The sequence below is a fragment of the Mesorhizobium sp. CNPSo 4688 genome (assembly GCF_057784295.1).
The window spans coordinates 137,179-157,826 of record NZ_JBWLUY010000006.1 but is presented as its reverse complement, the minus strand read 5'-3'; the positions used below and the strand labels follow the sequence as shown (position 1 = coordinate 157,826).

At 63.0% G+C, this 20,648-nt stretch carries 21 protein-coding genes; 10 read left to right on the top strand and 11 right to left on the bottom strand.

The window, feature by feature from the left end:
- Positions 1 to 19: 19 nt before the first annotated feature.
- From mocR to AC04SH_RS12925, 4 genes are all read right to left on the bottom strand, one after another.
- On the bottom strand, positions 20 to 1,486 hold the full coding sequence (mocR, locus tag AC04SH_RS12940) for a rhizopine catabolism transcriptional regulator MocR (RefSeq protein ID WP_488575302.1): 1,467 nt from the start codon (positions 1,484 to 1,486) through the stop codon (positions 20 to 22).
- A gap of 2 nt (positions 1,487 to 1,488) precedes the next feature.
- The gene (locus tag AC04SH_RS12935) at positions 1,489 to 1,695 is read right to left on the bottom strand and encodes a LacI family DNA-binding transcriptional regulator (RefSeq protein WP_488575301.1); all 207 of its coding nucleotides are present in this window, start codon (positions 1,693 to 1,695) and stop codon (positions 1,489 to 1,491) included.
- 225 nt (positions 1,696 to 1,920) lie between these two features.
- On the bottom strand, positions 1,921 to 2,832 hold the full coding sequence (iolE, locus tag AC04SH_RS12930; protein ID WP_488575300.1) for a myo-inosose-2 dehydratase: 912 nt from the start codon (positions 2,830 to 2,832) through the stop codon (positions 1,921 to 1,923).
- A gap of 112 nt (positions 2,833 to 2,944) precedes the next feature.
- Positions 2,945 to 3,232, bottom strand: a complete 288-nt coding sequence (locus AC04SH_RS12925) for a DUF3175 domain-containing protein (protein WP_477231615.1) — start codon at positions 3,230 to 3,232, stop codon at positions 2,945 to 2,947.
- A 225-nt stretch (positions 3,233 to 3,457) separates the two neighbouring features.
- Between AC04SH_RS12925 and AC04SH_RS12920 the strand changes: the two genes are divergently transcribed.
- From AC04SH_RS12920 to AC04SH_RS12890, 7 genes are all read left to right on the top strand, one after another.
- Positions 3,458 to 4,630 (top strand): MFS transporter, encoded by a 1,173-nt coding sequence (locus tag AC04SH_RS12920; RefSeq protein WP_488575469.1) that lies wholly within the window; start codon positions 3,458 to 3,460, stop codon positions 4,628 to 4,630.
- A 153-nt stretch (positions 4,631 to 4,783) separates the two neighbouring features.
- On the top strand, positions 4,784 to 5,812 hold the full coding sequence (gntR, locus tag AC04SH_RS12915) for an HTH-type transcriptional regulator GntR (protein WP_488575299.1): 1,029 nt from the start codon (positions 4,784 to 4,786) through the stop codon (positions 5,810 to 5,812).
- Between the two features lie 305 nt (positions 5,813 to 6,117).
- Complete coding sequence (locus AC04SH_RS12910) at positions 6,118 to 7,242, top strand: sugar ABC transporter substrate-binding protein (RefSeq protein WP_488575298.1); 1,125 nt, start codon at positions 6,118 to 6,120, stop codon at positions 7,240 to 7,242.
- Positions 7,243 to 7,324: 82 nt separating this feature from the next.
- On the top strand, positions 7,325 to 8,872 hold the full coding sequence (locus tag AC04SH_RS12905) for a sugar ABC transporter ATP-binding protein (protein ID WP_488575297.1): 1,548 nt from the start codon (positions 7,325 to 7,327) through the stop codon (positions 8,870 to 8,872).
- Positions 8,869 to 9,849, top strand: coding sequence for an ABC transporter permease (locus tag AC04SH_RS12900; protein WP_181055656.1), 981 nt, complete (start codon positions 8,869 to 8,871; stop codon positions 9,847 to 9,849). Before AC04SH_RS12905 ends, AC04SH_RS12900 begins: the two co-directional genes overlap by 4 nt.
- A complete protein-coding gene (locus AC04SH_RS12895) occupies positions 9,846 to 10,832 on the top strand; it encodes an ABC transporter permease (protein WP_488575296.1) in 987 nt (328 codons plus the stop codon). Before AC04SH_RS12900 ends, AC04SH_RS12895 begins: the two co-directional genes overlap by 4 nt.
- Before the next feature lie 2 nt (positions 10,833 to 10,834).
- Positions 10,835 to 11,389 (top strand): gluconokinase, encoded by a 555-nt coding sequence (locus AC04SH_RS12890; RefSeq protein ID WP_488575295.1) that lies wholly within the window; start codon positions 10,835 to 10,837, stop codon positions 11,387 to 11,389.
- Here AC04SH_RS12890 and AC04SH_RS12885 read toward each other — a convergent pair.
- Complete coding sequence (locus AC04SH_RS12885; protein WP_488575294.1) at positions 11,384 to 12,532, bottom strand: hypothetical protein; 1,149 nt, start codon at positions 12,530 to 12,532, stop codon at positions 11,384 to 11,386. The two genes, AC04SH_RS12890 and AC04SH_RS12885, sit on opposite strands and share 6 nt — an antisense overlap.
- A 241-nt stretch (positions 12,533 to 12,773) precedes the next feature.
- Entirely contained in the window at positions 12,774 to 12,947 is a 174-nt protein-coding gene (locus tag AC04SH_RS12880) for a hypothetical protein (RefSeq protein WP_488575293.1), read from the bottom strand.
- Between the two features lie 328 nt (positions 12,948 to 13,275).
- Here AC04SH_RS12880 and AC04SH_RS12875 point away from each other — a divergent pair, with 328 nt between their 5' ends.
- On the top strand, positions 13,276 to 15,099 hold the full coding sequence (locus AC04SH_RS12875) for a phospholipase D-like domain-containing protein (RefSeq protein WP_488575292.1): 1,824 nt from the start codon (positions 13,276 to 13,278) through the stop codon (positions 15,097 to 15,099).
- A gap of 132 nt (positions 15,100 to 15,231) precedes the next feature.
- Here the strand turns inward: AC04SH_RS12875 and AC04SH_RS12870 are convergent, their stop codons facing one another.
- Positions 15,232 to 15,681, bottom strand: a complete 450-nt coding sequence (locus AC04SH_RS12870) for an RrF2 family transcriptional regulator (RefSeq protein WP_112394487.1) — start codon at positions 15,679 to 15,681, stop codon at positions 15,232 to 15,234.
- 263 nt (positions 15,682 to 15,944) lie between these two features.
- Complete coding sequence (locus AC04SH_RS12865) at positions 15,945 to 16,931, bottom strand: sulfate ABC transporter substrate-binding protein (RefSeq protein ID WP_488575291.1); 987 nt, start codon at positions 16,929 to 16,931, stop codon at positions 15,945 to 15,947.
- A 226-nt stretch (positions 16,932 to 17,157) separates the two neighbouring features.
- Here AC04SH_RS12865 and AC04SH_RS12860 point away from each other — a divergent pair, with 226 nt between their 5' ends.
- Positions 17,158 to 17,427: an antitoxin gene (locus AC04SH_RS12860; RefSeq protein ID WP_488575290.1), complete on the top strand. Its 270-nt coding sequence runs from the start codon at positions 17,158 to 17,160 to the stop codon at positions 17,425 to 17,427.
- Positions 17,427 to 17,825, top strand: a complete 399-nt coding sequence (locus tag AC04SH_RS12855; RefSeq protein ID WP_488575289.1) for a PIN domain-containing protein — start codon at positions 17,427 to 17,429, stop codon at positions 17,823 to 17,825. The genes AC04SH_RS12860 and AC04SH_RS12855 overlap by 1 nt, the downstream gene beginning before the upstream one ends.
- A 28-nt stretch (positions 17,826 to 17,853) precedes the next feature.
- Here AC04SH_RS12855 and AC04SH_RS12850 read toward each other — a convergent pair whose 3' ends face one another.
- Genes AC04SH_RS12850 through cysT form a run of 3 tightly spaced genes read right to left on the bottom strand, consistent with a single transcriptional unit; the run spans position 17,854 to position 20,635 of the window.
- The gene (locus AC04SH_RS12850; protein ID WP_477231604.1) at positions 17,854 to 18,894 is read right to left on the bottom strand and encodes a sulfate/molybdate ABC transporter ATP-binding protein; all 1,041 of its coding nucleotides are present in this window, start codon (positions 18,892 to 18,894) and stop codon (positions 17,854 to 17,856) included.
- Between the two features lie 12 nt (positions 18,895 to 18,906).
- Positions 18,907 to 19,791, bottom strand: coding sequence for a sulfate ABC transporter permease subunit CysW (cysW, locus tag AC04SH_RS12845; RefSeq protein ID WP_488575288.1), 885 nt, complete (start codon positions 19,789 to 19,791; stop codon positions 18,907 to 18,909).
- Positions 19,784 to 20,635, bottom strand: a complete 852-nt coding sequence (gene cysT, locus AC04SH_RS12840; RefSeq protein WP_488575287.1) for a sulfate ABC transporter permease subunit CysT — start codon at positions 20,633 to 20,635, stop codon at positions 19,784 to 19,786. Before cysT ends, cysW begins: the two co-directional genes overlap by 8 nt.
- Between the last annotated feature and the right edge of the window lie 13 nt (positions 20,636 to 20,648).

Sequence of the window (20,648 nt, the reverse complement as noted above, 5' to 3'; positions counted from 1 at the left end):
CGCGCCGCTCTGGACCGGCCTATTGCCGGTCCAGCCGCATGAAGGCGGCACGCAGCGCCAGCACCGCGCGCAGGATTTGGCGTTCATCCATCGCGGCATAGCCGAGCAGCAGGCCGTGTTCCGGCTCGCTTGAGTGATAGTTGATCGAGATGCCTTGCACGTCGAGCCCTTCCTTGACCGCCGCGGCGACGACGTCGCCGTCCTTGTAAGGTCTGGTGAAACTGGCCAGCAGCTGCATGCCGGAATCGTTCTCGGTCACGGCCAGCCATTCGGCCAGATGCTCCTGGCACAGCTTGACGAAATTGGCCTGCCGGCGCGCGTAGAGCCGGCGCATGCGCTTCAGATGCGTGGCGAAGTAGCCTTGCGTGATGAAATCATTGACCGTCGCCTGCAGGATCAGCGGCGCGAACTGGCCGGTGATCGAGACTGCGCGATCGAAGGGCACCGACAGTTCACGCGGCACGATGAGGTAGCCGATGCGCAGCGCCGGGATCAGCGTCTTGCCGAAGGAGCCGATATAGACGACGCGGTCGGCGTGATCGAGACCGCGCAAAGCCGGCACGGGCCGGCCACGAAAACGGTACTCGCCGTCATAATCGTCCTCGACGATCCAGGCGCCGTGGCGCTCGGCGATGTCGAGCAGCTGCAGCCGCTCCTCGATGCGCATAATGGTACCGAACGGCCATTGGCAGGACGGCGTCACATAAATCAGCCGTGGTGGCGGCAACTCCGGATCGGCGAGGTGCCAGCCGTGCCGGTCGACCTTCAACGGCGCGAGTTGCGCGCCGCTGGCGAGGAAGGCGCTTTTGGCGCCGAGATAGCCGGGCTCCTCCATCCAGACATGGTCGCCTTCGTCCATCAGCACGCGCGAGGCGAGGTCGAGCGCCGCCTGCGCGCCGGTGACGATGATGACCTGGTCGGCGGTGCAGTTGATGCCGCGCGACAGGCTGATGGTTGAGGCGATGGCCTGGCGCAGGCCCGGATGGCCGGCAAAGGAGAGATAGCCAAGCAGGTTCTCGTCACGGCTGCGCGCATTGCGCACCAGAAGGCTCGACCAGATGGTGAAGGGGAAGGACGCCGTTTCCGGCACGCCGGGATGGAAGTTGATGACGCCGGCGTTGCGTGGCGGCTGCGGGCCGTTGACGATGGTCTGGCCGCGCCGCGACAGCTTTTGCGGAGCGGCGAGACCGGCGCGCAGCGAGGCCGGCGGTCGCTTCTGCTGGATCGGCGCCACCCAGGTGCCGGATCCCGCGCGCGCCTCGATGAAGCCTTCGGCAAGCAGTTGATCGTAGGCGGCGATCACCGTGTTGCGGCCGACTTTCAGGTCGTCGGCCAGAGAGCGGGTCGACGGTAAAAGCGTATTCTGCTGGATCTGACCGTCGAGAATGAAGCGGCGCAAGGCGCCATAGATCTGCCGGTGCATCGGCTCGTCCGAGCTGCGGTCGACCGACATGATGTCGAGGGAAAGGCGCATGTGGTCGCCCAAGTCTAGTCTCCGACGAACCTGGCTGCGCGGGCGATCTTTTCTTCGTTGAGAAGGCAGACGGTGTCGAGCACCAGCCGCCTGGTTTCAGGACGGACCTCGCGGCTGTTCTTCAGCGCGCGATGCACGGTGGCGGCGCCGAGCTCCGCCTTTTGCGCAATCTCACGGATGGTGCAAAGCCGTTCCATGCCGAGTGCCGCCTCGAATGCCATATCGCTCCTCCATTTGCATCAAGGCACGGCTTGCCGCCAGCCTCAAGCTGGAAACTCTGCGGCCGGAAACTCCGCTGCCGAAAATCCGACCTTCCCAAACCGGTGCCGAGAATTGCGATCCGCGCCGCCAGGGGAGGACGGCGGCGCGGATCACCGGGCGCTTTCGCGTCGCTACCCCTACCGAGGCGCGCGCCCAACCGGCCAACCACCAGCCCCCGGCGGTGGTCAGGCCATTTCTCGTGTCGCTACCTCAAACCCGGCCTTGCGGGCCGTGGTGAGAAGCGAAGCGTAACCCTTCGTGGCGTAGGTCAAGGGATGCGCCTTGGCCGGATCCTGTTCGGCCTCGACGACGATCCAGCCTTCGTAGCCGCGTTTGGCGAGTGGCTGCAGCAGCGACAGGAAATCGACGGAACCGTCGCCGGGCACGGTGAAAATCCCCTCCATCACCGCAGCCATGAAACTCATGTCCTGGCGCCGCGCTTTTTCCAGCACGGCCGCGCGGACGTCCTTGCAATGGAAATGCACGATGCGGTCGAGATGTCGGTTCAAGAGAGAGGCCGGGTCGCCGCCCGAAAACAGGCAATGGCCGGTGTCGAACAGCAGGCCGACGCTTTTGCCGGTCGCAGCCATCAGCCTGTCGACCTCGTCATCGGTCTCGACGATGGTGCCCATATGATGATGGAAAGCCATGCCGACGCCGAAGGCGGCCATACGGTCGGCGAGCTCAGTCAGCTTCTCGCCATAGGCGGCCCATTCGCCATCGGCGAGGCGCGGTCGCTGCGATATCGGGGCAAAGATACTGCCATGACGGCCGCGCGAGGTGTCAGCATAGACGACAACCCTGGCGCCGAGGTTGCGCAGCAAGGTCAGATGCGGCGTGATGGCGGCGAATTCCTTGTCGACCGTGCGGTCGAGAATGCGGCCGTCATACCAGCCGGAGACGAGCTCCAGCCGATAGGACGACAGGATCGCTCCAAGCTCGTCGCTTCGCCTGGGAAATTTGCCGCCGAGCTCGGTGCCGCGATAGCCGGCCTGCCTGGTTTCCGACAGGCAGGTCTCGAGCGGCGTGTCGCCGCCGAGTTCGGGAACATCGTCATTGCTCCAGGTAATGGGATTGATGCCGATCTTGACCGTCATGCCGCCACTTTGCAGGCTTGGGGAAACGCAATGCCGAGGCTGGCAAACTGGAGGGAAAGAGGACCTGTCACTAGGTCCAGTTCAAGCGAATTTGGCGGAGCCAATTGTGAGACTAGTCCTGCTCCGGCCGACCGAAGGCGATGCGCAGTTCGTTCTTGGCATCCTCAAGCACTTTCCGGCGGGCCTGCGGGAGGTTCTTGCCGGCGCGGTTGATGTAGAAATTCAGCATCGACATCGCCGACTGGAACGGCTCGGCCTTGCGCCGGTCGCTGTGCTCGGCCGAGCGTTTGAGCGAAGCCGCGATCTTTTTGGCGTCGTCGGCTTCGAAGATGTGCTCCTCAAGGTCCATCGCATCGCTATGCTCGGTCACCTCGGCTGACCATTTTTTCTTCGCGGTCATGGCAAACTCCTTCCTGTCGCAAAACTCAGGCAGAGCGTTGCCGGTTCCCGAAAAAATCGCCTGGCTGCTGGAGCCGCGGATCGGGGCCCTGTGGCGCTGCCCGTCGCCGCGAATGCGCCGATAGTGGCGGTGGTCGACTTCCCGGAACCGCGGACAGGAAACGCCTTGACCCCCATCGTCGCCAACCCGGCGAGCAACCCTGGCATCGACAGCTCCTATGCCTGGATGCGTCTCGCCATCTCGATCCTGCTGGCGACGATCGGCGCGGTCGGAATGTGGGCCGTCGTCGTGGTGCTGCCGGCCGTGCAGGCCGAGTTCGGCGTTGACCGCGCGGCGGCATCGATGCCTTACACCGCAACCATGGTGGGCTTTGCCGCCGGCAATGTACTGGTCGGCCGCGCCATCGATCGCATGGGCTATTGGGTCCCGGCGCTGATCTCCTCGGTGGCACTCGCCGCCGGACTCCTGCTCGCGGCGGCGTCGACGTCGATCCTGCAATTTACCCTTGCCCAGGGGGTGCTGATCGGCCTTGGCTCATCGGTGATCTTCGGACCGTTGATCGCCGACATTTCGCACTGGTTCAACCGTCGACGCGGCGTCGCCGTCACGGCGGCGGCCGCGGGCAACTACCTCGCCGGAGCGCTCTGGCCAACCATCATGCCGACGCTGATCAAGGCGGAAGGCTGGCGCTTCACCTATGCCGCCATCGGCGTCTTTTGTCTGGTCACCATGATACCGCTGGTGCTGTTGCTGCGGCGCCGTGCTCCGGACGCGGCGGCGGCCGGCTCGCCGGGAAGCCGGCCTGTGCAGCCGATCTCGATCTCCCCGGCGGCACTGCAAATGCTGCTGGTCGTCGCCGGTCTCGGCTGCTGCGTGGCAATGTCGATGCCGCAGGTGCACATCGTCGCCTACTGCATGGATCTTGGCTACGGCATCGCGCATGGCGCCGACATGCTGTCGATCATGATGGCGGCGGGCGTTGTCAGCCGGCTCGCCTCCGGCTTTATCGCCGACCGCATCGGCGGCGTGAAAACCTTGCTTATCGGTTCCGTGCTGCAATGCCTGTCGCTGCTGTTCTACATCCCGTTCGACGGGCTCGCCTCGCTCTATGTCGTGTCGCTGGTGTTCGGCCTGTCGCAAGGCGGCATCGTGCCTTGTTATGCCATCATCGTGCGCGAATACCTGCCGGCCAAGGAGGCCGGCCAGCGCATCGGCATCGTCATGATGGCGACCATCTTCGGCATGGCAATCGGTGGCTGGATGTCAGGCTGGATCTACGACCTGACCGGTTCCTACGCGGCCGCGTTCCTCAATGGCATCGCGTGGAACCTGGTCAACGTGGCGGCCATCCTTCTGCTGATGTGGAGGGCCGGGCGCCCGGCCATGGTTACGGCCTGAGGCTTCAGCCGGCGAGGCCGCAACCCGCCGTCGGCTTGACAATCGCCAGGTGCTGCGCGACGCCAAGCTGGCATGGCGTAGTGAGGGAAGCCGGACAAACATGGCGACAGGGACGACGAAGCCGCAATCGCGCGCGGCGCAAGGGGCAGGGCTGTGACCAAGCCGCGCTCGCGCCGTGGCGGCGGCCGCCCGACCATCGCCGATGTCGCGCGCAAGGCCGGCGTCGGCGCCATCACCGTGTCGCGAGCGCTGCGCGAACCCGACCGCGTCAGCCAGGATTTGCGGCGCCAGATCCAGGCCGCCGTCGACGAACTCGGCTATGTCCCGGACCCCAATGCGCGGGCGCTGGCCTCGGCGCGCGCCGATGTGTTCGGCGTCCTGGTGCCGTCGCTCACCAACAACGTCTTTGCCGAAGTGGTGCGCGGCATCTACGACAGCCTTTCGGACGGCCCGTTCCGCGTCCAGCTCGGCAACACCCATTATTCCGGCCTTGAGGAGGAGCGCCTGCTGCAGGTCTTCGCTCCGCAGCGCCCGGCGGCACTGATCGTGGCCGGCATCGACCAGACGCCGACCTCGCGAAAACTGCTGGAGAGCGCAGGCTGCCCGGTGGTGCAGGTGATGGAGACCGGGCCCGACCCGGTCGACATGCTGGTCGGCTTCTCGCATTTCGATGGCGGCAGGACAGCGACCGAGCACCTGATCGAGGCGGGCTACCGGCGGATCGGCTTCATCGGCGCGCGCATGGATCCGCGCTCGCAGCGGCGCCTGGCCGGCTATCGCGCGGCAATGGAGAAGGCCGGCCTGTTCGACCCGCGGCTGATCACCACCACGCCGCTATTGTCCAGCGTGACGCTCGGCCGCGAGCTGCTTCGCGATGCGCTGGCCAAAATGCCGACTCTCGACGGCGTCTTCTGCAACAATGACGATATTGCGCTCGGCGTTCTGTTCGAATGCCATAGCGCCGCACTCGACGTGCCGAAGACCATCGGCATTGTCGGCTTCAACGACCTCGAAATGATGCAGGCGGCGTTCCCGCCGCTCACCAGCATCCGCACCCCTCGCTATGAAATCGGCCGCCGGTCTGTTGCCATGGCGCTGGCGGCGATCGCCGGGCGAAGGCCCGAGCAGCGGGTCGTCGATCTCGGTTTCGAGCTCAAACCCCGCGACAGCACGGCACGCTGAACACCATTCGAGGCCTCAGTAAATGGTACTTTACACAGCGTCATGGTAGCGCTACCATTTTCGTTGAGCAGGCGTTTTGGTGGAAAGCCGAGCCTGTTTATTATACATAAGCAACAGCTCATGCTTGTTTATTATGTATAATATGCTACGTTGGGTGTCTCGCCCATGAAGCGGCGAGGGGGAGGGGATCGGGCCGGCTTCGGGCCCTTGAGACGTGCCGCCGGCAAGGCTGGAGGGCCTCCGCCAGGCGTGGAAATCACCACGACAAACAGCATCAAGCAGCACTGCAAACGGGAGGAATATCGATGATCAAGTCATTCGTTGGCGGCATCGTTGCCGCCACTGCATTCGTCATGTTGAGTTCGTCGGCGATGGCCGACCCTGAAATCGTCAAGGGACCAGCGGCCGAGCCCGACTGCTTCGCGCCGTGGGCGGCCGATACGCAGTTCTTCAAGTTCCCCAAGAAGGAAGGCCCATACCGCATCGCGCTCGCCAACGGCTATATTGCCAACACCTGGCGCATCCAGATGATCCAGACGGCCAAGGCCTACGCTGCGCAGAAGGACGTCGCGGCAAAGTTGAAGGAATTCAAGGTCGTATCGACCGGCGAGGATGTGCCGGCGCAAATCTCGGCGATCAACAACTTCATCGATTCCGGTTTTGACGCCATCGTCGTCAACGCGCAGAATCCGACCGCCTTCGGGCCGGTCATCAAGCGCGCCAAGGAAGCCGGCGTCGTGCTGGTCGCCTTTGACAACATCCTCGACACCAAGGACGCCATCAACGTCAACGTGGACCAGAAGGGTCTTGGCGCGCTGTGGGGCAAATGGTTGGTCGACCATATTCCGGATGGCGGCAAGATCCTTGAAGTGCGCGGCGTTGCCGGCACGTCGGTCGATACCGATCGCCACAACGGCATCCACGAGGTCTTCGACGCCTCGGGCAAGAAATGGGACGTCACCGAAGTCGCCGGCAAGTGGGATGATCCGACCGCGCAGAAAGTCACGGCTGACGCGATCGCCACCAACGGCCCGTTCGTCGGCATCACTGGCCAGGGCGGCGACACCGGCATCGTGCAGGCGATGATCGACGCCAAGCATCCCTGGGTGCCGTTCGGCGGCGAGACGGAGAACGGCTTCCGCAAGTTCTGCGCAGCGCACGCGGCGGACGGCCTGAAATGCTCCTCGGCCGGCACCGGCCCTGCCCAAGTCGCGGTCGCCATCAAGACGGCAATCGCCGCACTTGAGGGTCAGGTCGTGCCGCAATCGGTCAAGCTGCCGCTGGCGATCGTCGAGGATCCGAACTTCAAGGAAGGCCAGGACTACTTCGCCAAGGAATCCGACAATTTCTTCGTCGGCAATTCCTTCCCGACCTGCGGCATCAATTTCACCGCGCAGGAAATCATGGGCCAGACCAAGGCGGACCAATAGGCTGCACATTCGGCGCCGCGGGATGCTCCGCGGCGCCGAACCACTTGCCATCTCAATCCACAAAAACTGCCCCGGAGGGCTGATGGACGGTGCGGCTCCACTCTTTCGCATGGAAGGCATTTCCAAGCGCTATGGCGGCGTGCGTGCGCTGGAGAAGGCCGAACTTTCGGTCACATCAGGCAGCATCCACGCCATTCTCGGCGAAAACGGCGCCGGCAAGTCGACGCTGATCAAGGTCATGGCCGGCGTGGTGGCGCCCGACGAGGGCACGATGACGCTGGACGGGAGTGAGGTCAGCTTTGCCTCGCCGGCCGCGGCCAACCAGGCCGGCATCGTCTGCATCTTCCAGGAGCTGTCGCTGGTCCCCGAACTCAGCGTCGCAGACAACATCGTCATTTCCGATCCGCCGACACGATTCGGCATGATCGACCGCAAGGCGCAGCGCCGCATCGCCGAAGAGGCGCTGGCACGCGCGGGTGCGGCCGACATCCATCCGCTGGCCCTGGTCAAGGACCTGCCACTGTCGCGCCGGCAGATGGTCGAGATCGCCAAGGCATTGGCCAGGAAGCCGCGCATCCTGATCCTCGACGAGGCGACGTCGGCGCTGGCTGCGGCCGATGTCGCCAAGATCTTCGCGGTTCTGAAGCGGCTGCGCGGGGAAGGGCTGGCGCTGCTCTACATCTCGCACCGGATGAACGAGATCGCGGAACTCGCCGACCAGTGCACGGTGTTTCGCAACGGCCGCAATGTCGCCACCTATGCCGCCGGTTCCAAGAGCGACAATGAGGTCGTCGAGCTGATGATCGGGCGAGAATACAGCCATATTTTTCCGCCCAAGCCAGTGCGCCTGCCGGCTACCGCCGCCCCGGTGCTCGAAGCGCGCAACCTGTCGTGGACAGACCGGCTGGACAATGTCTCGCTGACCGTCGCGGCCGGCGAGGTGGTGGGCCTCGGCGGTCTCGACGGCCAGGGGCAGCGCGAGTTGCTGCTTGCCTTCTTCGGCGTGCTGCGCGGTCTCTCCGGAGAGATCCTGATCGATGGTAAGCCGGTGGCGATCGCCAGCCCGGCGGCGGCGCGCGACGACCGGATCGGCATGGCGCTGATCCCCGAGGATCGCAAGACGGAAGGGTTGATGCTGCCGATGACGGTGCGCGAAAACCTGTCCTTCGCGGCGCTCGACCGACTGTCCAAAGCCGGCATCATCGACCGCGCCGCCGAACAGCGGCTGATCGACGACATGGTGGGGCTGCTGGCGATCAAGACGGCGGGCCTCGACATTCCGGTCGGCGCGCTGTCGGGCGGCAACCAGCAGAAGGTGGTCATCGCCAAATGGCTGATGCGCCAGCCGCGCATCATCCTGCTCAACGATCCGACGCGCGGTATCGATGTCGGCACCAAGCAGGAGCTGTATCAATTGATGCGCAAGCTTGCGGACGCGGGTGCCGCGATCCTGTTCTATTCGACCGACTATGACGAGCTGATCGGCTGCTGCGACCGGGTGCTGGTGCTCTATGACGGCGCAGTCAAGCGAGAGCTGGTCGGCGCCGAGCTCACCGAACGGGCGCTGATCGCCAGCGCGCTCAACATCCATGGCGGCGACGCCACCCCCAGGCACGGAGCGGACGCGTGAAGGATTGGCGCTACTGGCTTGCCGAGCAACGCGGAACGCTGCTGGCGTTCGCCATTTTCATAGTCATGTTCGCGATCTACACCGCGAACCATCCGGCGGGATTTACCGCCAATGTCGTGCAGACGGCCTCCAACAAGGGTGTGCTGCTCGCCTTCGTCGCCATGGCGCAGACGCTGGTGGTGATCACCGCCGGCATCGACCTTTCCGTCGGCATGATCTTCACGCTGACCAATTGCCTCGCCTCCTGGCTGGTCATCGGCACCGGCCTCGAGACCGCCTTCGGCGTCATCGCCGTGCTCGGCACCGGGCTGTTGTGCGGCGCGATCAATGGCGCCATCGTCATCTACGGCCGATTGCAGCCGATCGTGGCCACCATCGCCACGGGTGCCGTCTATTTCGGCATCGCACTGCTGCTCAGGCCATTTCCGGGCGGCTCGGTCAATGAGGATCTGGCCGATGCGCTCACCGGGCGCCTGTTCGGCGTCGTGCCGGCAAGCCTGGTCGCGCTGTTCGCCGTGGTGCTGATCGTCTGGGTGCCCTTCAGCCGTTCGGTGCTTGGCCGTGCCGCTTACGCCGCGGGTTCCTCCGAGACGGCGGCCTACATGTCCGGCGTGCCGATCCGGCGCGGCAAGTTCGCCGCCTACGCGCTTGCCGGCCTGCTGGCGGCGATCGGCGGCCTGTTCCTGACCTTCTTCACCTATACGGGCGACGCGGCCTATGCCAGCGGCAACGCCTACACGCTGTTCTCGATCGCTGCCGTCGTGCTGGGCGGCGTTTCGCTGTTCGGCGGCAAGGGCAGCGCCATCGGCGCGATCTTCGGCGCGCTGGCCTTCCGCACCATCGGCGACCTTTTGTTCGTCTTCGATTTCGACCCGCTGTGGCAGCCGCTGTTCCAGGGCGTTATTCTTTTGATTGCCGTCAGCCTCGGCGCCTTCGCCCTGTTTCGGGTCCGCAACCGGCTGGAGTGGTTCCTGTGAGCGAGACGACGATGAGCGGCATCGCCAACCGTATGCCCAAATTCATTCGCCGCGCCGATCCGGCGGTGCTGACGGCCTTTGCCTGCATCGTGCTCTTGCTGTTTCTCGGCAGCCTCTATTCGAGAAGCTTCCTGTCGCCGGAATATCTGCTGCAGCAGCTCAAGGTGGCGTCGTTCCTTGGTGTCATCGCCACCGGCATGATGCTGGTCATCCTGCTCGGCCAGATCGATCTGTCGGTGCCGTGGTCGGTGGCGGTCGGCGCCATGATGGCGGCCGCGGCCGCGGCCTATGGCCCGATCGGTGTGGCGCTGGCCATTCCGTTCGGCATCTTTTGCGGCGTGCTGATCGGCATCGTCAACGGCATCGGTGTCGCCTATCTGCGTATCCCATCGATGATCATCACACTCGCCACCAACGCCGTCGCGCAAGGGCTCATGGTCGTCTATACAGGTGGCTTCTCGCCACAGGATTCAGCCACCGGCGCCATGCGTTATCTTGCGACAGGTTTTACCATTCCGGGCGTGCCCAACGCCGTCATCATCTGGGCGCTGATCGGTGCTGCGATGGTGCTCGTGCTGACCCGCACCAGCTTCGGCCGCAGCGTCTACGGCATCGGCAATCGCGAACGTGCCGCCTATCTCTCCGGCATCGACACAAGGCGCGTGGTGATGATCGCCTTCGCCATATCGGGTGGGCTGTCGGCCTTTGGCGGCGTCCTTCTCGCCGGCTATGCTTCCAAGGCGGCGCAGTCGATGGGTGACGCCTATCTCCTGCCGTCGATCGCCGCCGTGGTGCTTGGCGGCACCTCGATCCTCGGTGGACGCGGCTCCTATCTCGGCACCGTCGCCGGCGTCATCCTGATCACACTGCTGCAGTCCATCCTGTCGGTCATGCAGATGCCCGAGGCCGGCCGGCAGATCATCTATGGCGTCGTCATCGTCGCCATGCTGCTGCTCTACGGCCGCGCGCCGGCAAGCCGCTGACCGTGGACGAAAAGACGGCACAGGCGCCAACGGGCGCTACCGGCTCGGTGCCCCGGGCCATTGTGGTGATGGGCGTCGCCGGCTGCGGCAAGTCGGCCGTCGGCAAGGCGCTGGCAGCCGAGGAAGGGGCCGTCTTTGTCGAAGGCGACAGGCTGCACCCGCCCGAAAACGTCGCGCGCATGGCGAGCGGCGAGCCGCTCACCGATCAGCTTCGCGAAGGCTGGCTCGATGCCATTGGCGAGCGGATCGCGGACCTGGCCGGCAGCGGCCAGGGCGTGGTCGCCGCCTGCTCGGCGCTGAAGCGAAGCTACCGCGATCGCCTGCGAGGGTTCCGCCGGGATATCGTGTTCGTCTATCTGGAGATCGATCCTGCCACCGCCAAGCGGCGCGTCGCCGCCCGCAAGGGGCATTTCATGCCGGCCAGCCTGGTCGAAAGCCAATTCGCCATCCTTGAGCCGCCTGGCGCCGACGAGCAGGCGCTGACGGTCGACGCCACACGTCCAGTGGCCGACATCGTCAGCGCCGTTGCCAGCCTGCTGGCCGGCGCAAAATCATGAACCACCGTCGTCGGGCAAGGCGCTTTCCGGCCGTTCGGTGAACCGGTCGGCGCCGGACCAGATCATCATTTGCTCGGGATAGAGTTTCAGCGCCTCCAGCACGCGGTCGCGCTTGAGCAGGATGTATTCGGCCTGCAACGCCATGTTCTTGCCGCCGCCGGCTCTGGTCGTCGGTTCACCGGTTCCCGCCGGGGTCGGCACCAGTTCGGGGCTCAGGATGGCGCGGTACTGGCGGAACGGATCGATCTCGAAGGTCGCCATGGAAAACAGCGCCGCCTTGCCTCTGACGGCGAAATTCGTCGGCGCCGAGGCGAGGTGGGTCCAGCCGCTTTCGCCGATCCCGACTTCGGTGAATGTCGAGCCGGCATGCACGGTGTTGGTCACCAGCACGACGCCGTTGTAGCCAAGGATCTTCTGGATACGGCCGGTGACTTGGTAGGCATCGCCGCGATCGAACACGATCCGGCTTTTCAGGAAACGGTTCTCCACCCGGACCATTGGCGGGTTCAGGAAGCGCAGGCCGAAGGTCGAGTCGGAGATGCCGTGGGCGCTGACGCTGAGCTGATGCGCCTCGATGCCGGCTTCATAGAGAGCGCGCTTGCCGATGACGGTCTGGGCCGTGAACTGATCGCACCAGATGATGGCGCCGTGGCCGCGCGCCAGCGCCGCTTGCAGGCCCTCCAGGCCCTCAAGCCGGATATCGGGTGACCAGCGGCGACCGACCAGATGTGCGGCAAGCAGCAATCGCCTGCGGTGGTTGGCGTAGAGCAAGGCCCTGAACTGCTTTTGCGCATCGATGCCGTTGCCGAGCACCGCGCGCGTCGCGGCGGCGTAGCGCACGAAGTCCTTGCGGATATGGCGCTTGAGGCGCAGCCCCGATACGCGGCTGCAGATCGCTGCCCACCAGCTGACCGGCAGCAACGCCGCGACGCTAAGATAGAAGGCGGCCAACACCAGCTCGCGAAAATCCCGGTTGTTGAAGGTACGCAACTTGCCGGGGCGAACCAGCTTGCGGCTGAAGAAGCGCACATGCTCGGCCCGCTCGGGCACCAGGAGATCGGCGATGATTTCAGTATGGTAAATGACGGCGGACGACGGTGTCCGGTCGGCTTTCCGGGATTTTCCCAACCACGGCAGCCTCATCCGATCGGTGTCCACCTGTTCTTGCGCGTCCGAAAATCGCTTTACTGCGTCTGCCACGGGCGCGCAATCGGTACCGGCTGGCCATGGTGATCGCCATTCAAGGTTCGACCTTGAAACAGGCCCTATCGGTAGCACGTCCCCAACTGGCGCCCTTGCAGCCGGCTGCGGCGGTGCTGATGGCGCCGGATCAGACTCTGCTCTGCTTTGCCGGTCTCGCCAACCTTGTCGGCCTAGTCTGCGCCTATCTTGCCACGCGTGGCGTTCGCCGCGGCACGGCCGTCGGCATCGTCCTGCCGAACGGCCCGGCAATGGCGAGCTGTTTCCTGGCGATCTCGACGAGTGCGCCAGCGCCGATGCCGAACAGATCCGCGATTTTGCGCGCAGCCGCATCGTCGAGTTCAAGGTGCCGCGCCACATCCTGTTTCTGCAGGAGATCCCCAAGGGGCCGACCGGCAAGATCCAGGGCGTCGGCCTCGCCGGCAGGCTCGGTGTGGTCCGAGCCCTGTCGAGCCGAAGTCGGTTCGACCGCTATTCCACAGTTATCGTCTTACCAATTTTCGGGAGGTGACTGCCACTTGGCGATTCGCACGATAAATTTACTCTCCAAGAGAATATACCCTCAAATATTTGCAGTGTAATATGCCATCGTTGGTCTTGATGGGGCGAAGAGGATAAAGACCGACGTCGAGCAGCACTTTCATGCGAATTTTGAGAATTTGAAACCTGGGCAAAAGGGGGATCAAATGACGTCTGTCACGGCAAAAGTCGGAGCGTTTTCGGTCAGAGCTTATCGGGGAGATGCAAAAACACTTCTAGCCTTCAATATCGAAGGCGAGGCGGCAAGGAAAAGACTTTCCGGTTTCACGATACAGGTGAAACCACCGGGCATTGACCCGTACTATATCCAAAATAATTTGCGTTTCGAAAAGCCAGGCGATCATGCCCAGCTTGCCACCGAGCCTGCGTTCTCAAGCATTAACGCGCCTGTTCACAAATTTCGCTGGGTGCATGTTCCCGGTCTCGTCCATCAGGGATTGAAGCCGGTCTACGGCACTTATACCTATTATGTGACGCCTCGTTATTTCAACGACAAGCGATCGTTGCTGCCGCTGGATCCGAGCCTGACCGTGAAGCTGCAGATCAAGGTCGATACGTTTGCCAAGGGTAAACTCAAGCTTGGATTTACCCGTGGATTCACGCAGTCCCAGGCGTTTGTAAGACATTTCGGGCTTGATGCCGTTATCAAGCCAAAGAACGCCGGTCTGCTTTTCGATACGTCACAACAGTCCGGCACCAACGCGGCCGGAGAAAAATTTACTTTCGATGATCAATATCAGTGGCTCGGGTTTACTGCTCAGGATAGGATTTTCGAAATTCTAGAAGAGGTAAAGTCGAACAAAAAACTGAAACTTGATGTCTTTGTATACGACTTAAGCGAGCCGAACGTTGTCAAAGCGCTGCTTGATCTTGGCGCCAGCAAGCGCGTTCGGATTATCCTCGACAATGCGGCACTCCACCACAATGCCGCCAAGCCGAAGCCCGAGGATGAGTTTGAAGCTTTGTTCATCAAGCGGGCGGGCGCCGATCGTATCAAACGTGGCAAGTTTGGCCGCTATGCCCACAACAAAGTTCTCATAGTTTCAAATGCCGATGGACCACAGAAGGTTTTGACCGGCTCGACCAATTTCTCCGTCACCGGGCTGTATGTGAATTCCAACCATGTTCTCGTGTTTGACGATCCTGGCGTGGCAAAGACCTACGCTGGGGTCTTCGAGGAATCGTGGGCTGACAATCTCAGCAAATCGGTATTTTCGGCCTCAAAGTGGGCGACGAAACCATCGCCGTTCAAGCCGCCTGCTGCTCCCAAGATGAGCATTACATTCTCGCCGCACAGCGCTGACGATGCCAGTCTGGTCCTTGGCGGCGTTGTCGATCGCGTCAAAGCCGAGGCCGACGTCAAGGGAAGGATAGGCAGCGTTCTGTTTGCAGTCATGCAACTTGACGGTGGTTTGGACAATCCGGTCTATGATTGCCTGAATGCGGTCCATAAAAGCGAGGCGATCTTCAGCTACGGAATTTCGGACACGCCGAACGGCATATCGCTGTATGAGGTAGGCAAGAAGACCGGTGTTCTGGTCACCGGCAAGCCGATCGGCACACAGCTTCCGCCTCCATTCAGCCAGGTGCCTGATGTCGGCCTTGGCCATCAGGTGCACCATAAGTTTGTGGTGTGCGGATTTAACGGTCCTGACGCGGTGGTCTACTGCGGCTCGTCCAATCTTGCCCTGAAAGGGGAAGAGGTGAATGGCGACAATTTGCTGGCGATCCGGGATGGCGACGTGGCGACAGTTTTTGCCATCGAAGCGCTGGCCTTGGTTGACCATTTTGAGTTTCTTGACCGGGCTGCGACCGGTCCCAAGGCAAAGGCAAGCAAGACGGTGGCTGCCGTGAAGCAGCAGGCCGCCGCTTCGGCTGGATGGTTCCTGGGGACCAGTGATCGGTGGGCTGCGAAATTTTTCGATCCCAACGATCTGCATTTTATGGACAGGGAGTTGTTTGCCGGCTGAACGCCAGCCCTACTGGTTGCCGCTTCAGCAATCAGGCGTCTAGAGCGCGTCGCGTTTGAAACGGATTCAGGCGACGCGCTTCAGGTCTTTGTTTGTGCATGTCGTCCTCTTAGAACTTTTGAGCGACATGCATTAGATCTGCGACGTCAGTTCGACCGGAAAATCGTCATTGTCGGCATCGCGCATGGCGGCGAGGCTTCTGTTGTCCAGCACCTCGGCGATGGCCTGGCGCACCTCCAGCATCATGTGCCGGACCTGGCAGGTCGCCTCGTCGCAATCCTCGCAGCGCTGGTACTGGGTGCGGCTGGCGCAAGGGATCGGCGCCAGCGGCCCGTCAAGCACGCGCACGACGTGGCCGATCTTGATCTCGGAGGCAGGCCGGGCGAGGCGATAGCCGCCTTCCTTGCCCTTGCGGCTCAGCACAAAGCCGGCATTGCGCAGCTCGCCCAGAATTGCATCCAGGAATTTCTTCGGGATGTTGTTGGCGACCGCAATGTCGTTGACGAATGCAAGCTGGCCGACCGGCAGGCCGGAAAGATGCACGAGGGCCTTGAGGCCGTATTTGCCTTTTTTGGTAAGCATGCCCGATTCAGTTCATGAAAACCCCAACCACCCGCATCTGGCGGTTGTTTGTGTGCAAATCATGACGTTTCGCCTGAACAACCTGGTTTCGCGTAGAACAAGTCGCCGGGTTGAGAGGTTAGGCACATAGGCGTTGATTCTTTGTAACGTTTTTCACATAGGCCGCCGGATTCTGCCGGGTAGCAGTCTCTAGGCGCGCGAAAACGAAAAGCCGGCAAAGAGCCGGCTTTTCTGTTCAGTTTTTCGGTCGGATGCTGCTGATGTCAGCGGCTGCCATAGGTCTGGTCGAGCAGGCCGCCGGAGGCGAAGTGCTCCTTCTGCACCTTGTCCCAGCCGCCGAACACGTCTTCGACCGTCAGCAGGCGGACATCGGGGAAGTCAGCCTTGTATTTGGCCGCGACGTCAGCGTTGCGGGCGCGCAGGCCATTTTCGGCGGCGATGGTCTGGCCCTCCGGCGTGTAGAGGAAGTCGAGATAGGATTTGGCCAGATCGCGCGTGCCGTGCTCGTCGGCGACCTTGTCGACGATCGCCACCGGGAATTCGGCGAGCAGGCTGACAGTTGGGGTAACCTGTTCGAACTTGTTGTCGCCATACTCCTTGCGGATGCCGCGCGTTTCCGACTCGAAGGTGATCAGCACGTCGCCGATCTCGCGCTGGACGAAGGTCGTGGTGGCGGCGCGGCCGCCCGTATCGAAGATCGGCACGTTGTTGAACAGCTTGGTGACGAACTCCTTCACCTTGGCGTCGTCGCCCTTGAAGGCCTCCTTGGCGTAGGCGGTCGCCGCCAGATAGGTGTAGCGCGCATTGCCGGAGGTTTTCGGGTTGGGGAAGATCACCTGCACGTCGTCGCGCACGAGGTCGTTCCAGTCCTTGATGTGTTTCGGGTTGCCGGCGCGCACCAGGAAGGACGGCAGCGAATAGAAGGGCGAGGCGTTGTCGGGGAAATCCTTCTGCCAGTCGGCGGAGACGAGGCCTTTCTTGACCAGGAATTCGATGTCGGTGACCTGGTTGAAGGTGACGACATCGGCGCCGAGGCCTTCGGCAATGGCGCGCGCCTGGGCAGAAGTGCCGGCATGCGACTGGTCGACGGTGACGCCGGGATGGCCGGCGATGAAAGCCTTGTTCACCTGGACGAACAATTCGCGCCCGACATCATAGGAGGCGTTGAGCAATTTGTCGGCCGACCAGGCGTGTGAGGAGGCGAGGACCAGGCTGGCTGCGGTGGCGACGCTGAGCAAAAATCGCTTCATGAAAAGGGCTCCTTGGGAATGCCGGTTCGAATGCTTCGATATAGTGCGCCAACATAATAGGACGATGTCCAGCGCCGCCAGACACGGGGACCCGGCCTGCCATCCGGCGGTGAGAAAAAGTATTGCCGAAACAGCCGGTTGGTAGGATTTCCTTCCAATGCGTCGCAGAATGATTGCATCTTGCCGTTTTGGCATATACATATGGCATATACAAGGACGCGCAGCCATGCCGCAACACCGCCATTCAACGCCGCCGAGGGAAGCGAAGCTCTTTCGCAACAACCGCAGCCAGGCGGTGCGCATTCCCGTCGAGTTCGAGCTTCCCGGCAAAAAGGTCCTGATCAGCCGCGATGGCGACCGTCTGATCATCGAGCCGGTCCCCAAACCCGGCCTTACGGCACTGCTTGCCCAATGGGCGAAAGAACCGCCGCTTGGTCCTGAAGACGACTTTCCCGAGATCCGTGATGTGCCCGTCAGGCCCGAGGACATCTTCTGATGCGGTTCATGCTCGACACCAACATCATCAGCGACATGATCCGAAATCCGGCTGGCAAAGCCGCCGGTGCGGCGGCTCGCGAGGGAGACGGCGCCCTGTGCACCAGCATCGTCGTTGCCTCGGAGCTGCGTTATGGTTGCGCCCGCAAGGGATCGGCCAAGCTGCTCGCCAAGGTCGAGGAATTGCTGGCGGAGTTACCTGTGCTGCCGCTCGATGTGCCGGTGGATAGCGAATACGGCGCACTTCGTGCCGAACTGGAGGCCCGGGGCCAGCCGATCGGCCAGAATGACCTTTTCATTGCTTCCCACGCCTGTGCGCTGGGGATCACGCTGATAACAGCCAATACCGGCGAGTTCAGCCGGATTAAGGGCCTTAAGGTCGAGAACTGGCTGGAGTAGCAACTGATCGAGGATTAGACGTCGAGGACTATGCCGCCGGGAAAAGCTTCCAGCGCCGCGGCCTGAACGCCACCCGGCTCTTCTGCGCCGCTGGATGGTCGACGGGCAGTTCGATCTCGACGCGCTGGCGCTCGCCGCCAATTTCAAGTTCGACGCGCCTGGTGCCGGCGACGCGGCGGCTGGCGGCGACCGTGCCGGCGATGCAGCCGCTGCAGCCGTCGAGCAGTTCGACATCGTGCGGGCGGAAGTAGAGCACGGCCTCGCCACTCGGCGCATGCGGCGCGGACAGCCCGATCGGTCGGTCGGCGATCCAGACCTGGCCGTCCTCGACCTTTACGGGAAGCGTGCTCGATTCACCGATGAAGGAGTAGACGAAGGGTGAGTTCGGCGTGTCGTAGATTTCGTCGGCCGAGCCGACCTGCTCGATGCGGCCCTGGCTCATCACCACGACGCGGTCGGCAAGCTCGAGCGCCTCTTCCTGGTCGTGGGTGACGAACACCGTGGTGTGGCCGGTGCGGTCGTGGATCTCGCGCAGCCAGCGGCGCAGCTCGCGTCGCACCTGCGCGTCAAGCGCTCCGAACGGCTCGTCGAGCAGCAGCACCTTGGGCTCGATCGCCATGGCGCGGGCAAGCGCCACGCGCTGGCGCTGGCCGCCGGAGAGCTGAGCCGGATAGCGCTTTTCCAACCCGGAAAGCTGGACGAGGTCGAGCAATTCTGAGGCGCGGCGGCGGATTTCCGCCGCCGGCGGCCGCGACGGCCCATGCCGGACCTTCAAGCCAAAGCCGATATTGTCGGCGACCGTCATGTGCCGGAACAGCGCATAGTGCTGGAAGACGAAGCCGACATTGCGCTCCTGGATCGACTTCTGCGAGGCATCGTCATCGCCGAAGAAGATCTTTCCGAGCGTCGGCCGTTCAAGCCCGGCAATCAATCTGAGCAGTGTCGTCTTGCCGGAACCCGACGGCCCCAGCAGCGCGATCAGCTCACCCGACTTGATGTCAAGCGATACGTCATGGAGGGCCGGGAACCGGTCAAACTCCTTGCGCACGTTGGCAACGCGAACTTCCATTTACAGAACCCTTTAATGCCCGCGCGTCGCGGCGATCTCGGCGCCGTAGCGCATCTCGAGAAGTGTTTTCAAGACCAGCGTCACCAAAGCCAGGCCAGCAAGCAGCGAAGCGACGGCAAAAGCGCCAACGGCGTTGTACTCGTTGTAGAGGATTTCGACATGCAACGGCATGGTGTTGGTCAGCCCGCGTATGTGGCCGGACACGACCGAGACCGCGCCGAATTCGCCCATCGAGCGGGCGTTGCACAGGAGCACGCCGTAAAGCAATCCCCATTTGACGTTGGGCAGCGTCACATACCAGAAAGTCTGCCAGCCATTGGCGCCGAGCGAGAGCGCCGCCTCCTCATCGCCATTGCCCTGTTCCTGCATCAGCGGGATCAGTTCGCGTGCGACGAAAGGGAAGGTGACGAAGACGGTGGCCAACACGATGCCGGGCACGGCGAACAGGATCTGGATGCCATGCGCCTTCAGCCATTCGCCGAGCAGCCCCTGAGCGCCGAACAAAAGCACGTAGACCAGGCCTGAGATGACGGGCGAGACGGAGAAGGGCAGGTCGATCAGCGTGGTCAGGAACGCCTTGCCCTTGAACTCGAACTTGGCGATCGCCCAGGCGGCGGAGATGCCGAAGACGACGTTGAGCGGCACGGCGATCGCCGCCACCAGCAGGGTCAGCCGGATCGCCGAACGCGTATCGGGATTGGACAGCGATTCCGTGTAGGCACCCACGCCTTTGGCCAACGCCTCGTGAAAGACGATGATCAGCGGCAGGAGCACGAAGATGACGAGGAAGGCGAAGGCCACCGCCATCAGCAGCAGCCGCACCGGCAGGCTTTCGGTCACTGCCGCTGACTGGCTCTCGTGATGCGGTTCGTAGGATTTGATTTCGGGATCAGCCATACCGCTTGCGACTCCATGACTGCGCCAGGTTGATGACCAGCAGCATCAGGAACGACAGCAAAAGCATGATCGCGGCGATCGCGGTCGCTGCCGGGTAGTTGTATTCCTCCAGCCGAATGACGATCAGAAGCGGCGCGATCTCCGACTTGTAGGGCAGGTTGCCGGCAATGAAGATGACCGACCCGTATTCGCCGACGCCGCGGGCGAAGGCCAGCGAAAAGCCGGTGACGATGGCCGGCGCCAGGCCCGGAAACAGGATGCGGGTGATGATCTGGAAGCGGTTGGCGCCAAGCGTGGCGGCTGCCTCCTCCACTTCCTTGTCGATCTCCTCCATGATCGGCTGCACCGTGCGCACGACGAAGGGCAGGCCGATGAAGACCAATGCCACGACGATGCCGAGCGGGGTATAGGCGACCTTGATGCCAAGCGGCGCCAGGAGATGGCCGATCCAGCCATTGGGCGCATAGAGCGTGGTCAGCGCGATACCGGCCACTGCTGTCGGCAGCGCGAAGGGCAGGTCGACCATCGCATCGACGATGCGGCGGCCGGGGAAGCGGTAGCGCACCAGCACCCAGGCGACGAGCGTGCCGAAGACGACGTTGACAGTCGCCGCGATGAAGGCGGCGCCGAAGCTGATTTCGAGCGCGTTGAGGGTGCGGCGGTCCGTGGCGATCGCCCAGAAATCGGTCCAGCCGAGGGCTGCCGATCGCCAGATCAGCCCCGACAGGGGAATGAGGATGATAAGCGTGAGGTAGGCAAGCGAGAAGCCGAGCGTCAGTCCGAAACCCGGAATGACGCTCGGCTGTCTGAACCGCCACCCCGCCTTGGCGGGTGCTATGGTCATGTCGTCCTGATCT

Coding starts and splice junctions, on each gene's coding strand:
- AC04SH_RS12875 (WP_488575292.1), top strand. CDS start 13,276: ATGACGTCTGTCACGGCAAAAGTCGGAGCGTTTTCGGTCAGAGCTTAT.
- AC04SH_RS12910 (WP_488575298.1), top strand. CDS start 6,118: ATGATCAAGTCATTCGTTGGCGGCATCGTTGCCGCCACTGCATTCGTC.
- AC04SH_RS12860 (WP_488575290.1), top strand. CDS start 17,158: ATGCCGCAACACCGCCATTCAACGCCGCCGAGGGAAGCGAAGCTCTTT.
- AC04SH_RS12885 (WP_488575294.1), bottom strand. CDS start 12,532: ATGAGGCTGCCGTGGTTGGGAAAATCCCGGAAAGCCGACCGGACACCG.
- AC04SH_RS12870 (WP_112394487.1), bottom strand. CDS start 15,681: ATGCTTACCAAAAAAGGCAAATACGGCCTCAAGGCCCTCGTGCATCTT.
- AC04SH_RS12925 (WP_477231615.1), bottom strand. CDS start 3,232: ATGACCGCGAAGAAAAAATGGTCAGCCGAGGTGACCGAGCATAGCGAT.
- AC04SH_RS12920 (WP_488575469.1), top strand. CDS start 3,458: ATGCGTCTCGCCATCTCGATCCTGCTGGCGACGATCGGCGCGGTCGGA.
- cysT (WP_488575287.1), bottom strand. CDS start 20,635: ATGACCATAGCACCCGCCAAGGCGGGGTGGCGGTTCAGACAGCCGAGC.
- AC04SH_RS12905 (WP_488575297.1), top strand. CDS start 7,325: ATGGACGGTGCGGCTCCACTCTTTCGCATGGAAGGCATTTCCAAGCGC.
- AC04SH_RS12865 (WP_488575291.1), bottom strand. CDS start 16,931: ATGAAGCGATTTTTGCTCAGCGTCGCCACCGCAGCCAGCCTGGTCCTC.
- AC04SH_RS12855 (WP_488575289.1), top strand. CDS start 17,427: ATGCGGTTCATGCTCGACACCAACATCATCAGCGACATGATCCGAAAT.
- cysW (WP_488575288.1), bottom strand. CDS start 19,791: ATGGCTGATCCCGAAATCAAATCCTACGAACCGCATCACGAGAGCCAG.
- iolE (WP_488575300.1), bottom strand. CDS start 2,832: ATGACGGTCAAGATCGGCATCAATCCCATTACCTGGAGCAATGACGAT.
- AC04SH_RS12935 (WP_488575301.1), bottom strand. CDS start 1,695: ATGGCATTCGAGGCGGCACTCGGCATGGAACGGCTTTGCACCATCCGT.
- AC04SH_RS12850 (WP_477231604.1), bottom strand. CDS start 18,894: ATGGAAGTTCGCGTTGCCAACGTGCGCAAGGAGTTTGACCGGTTCCCG.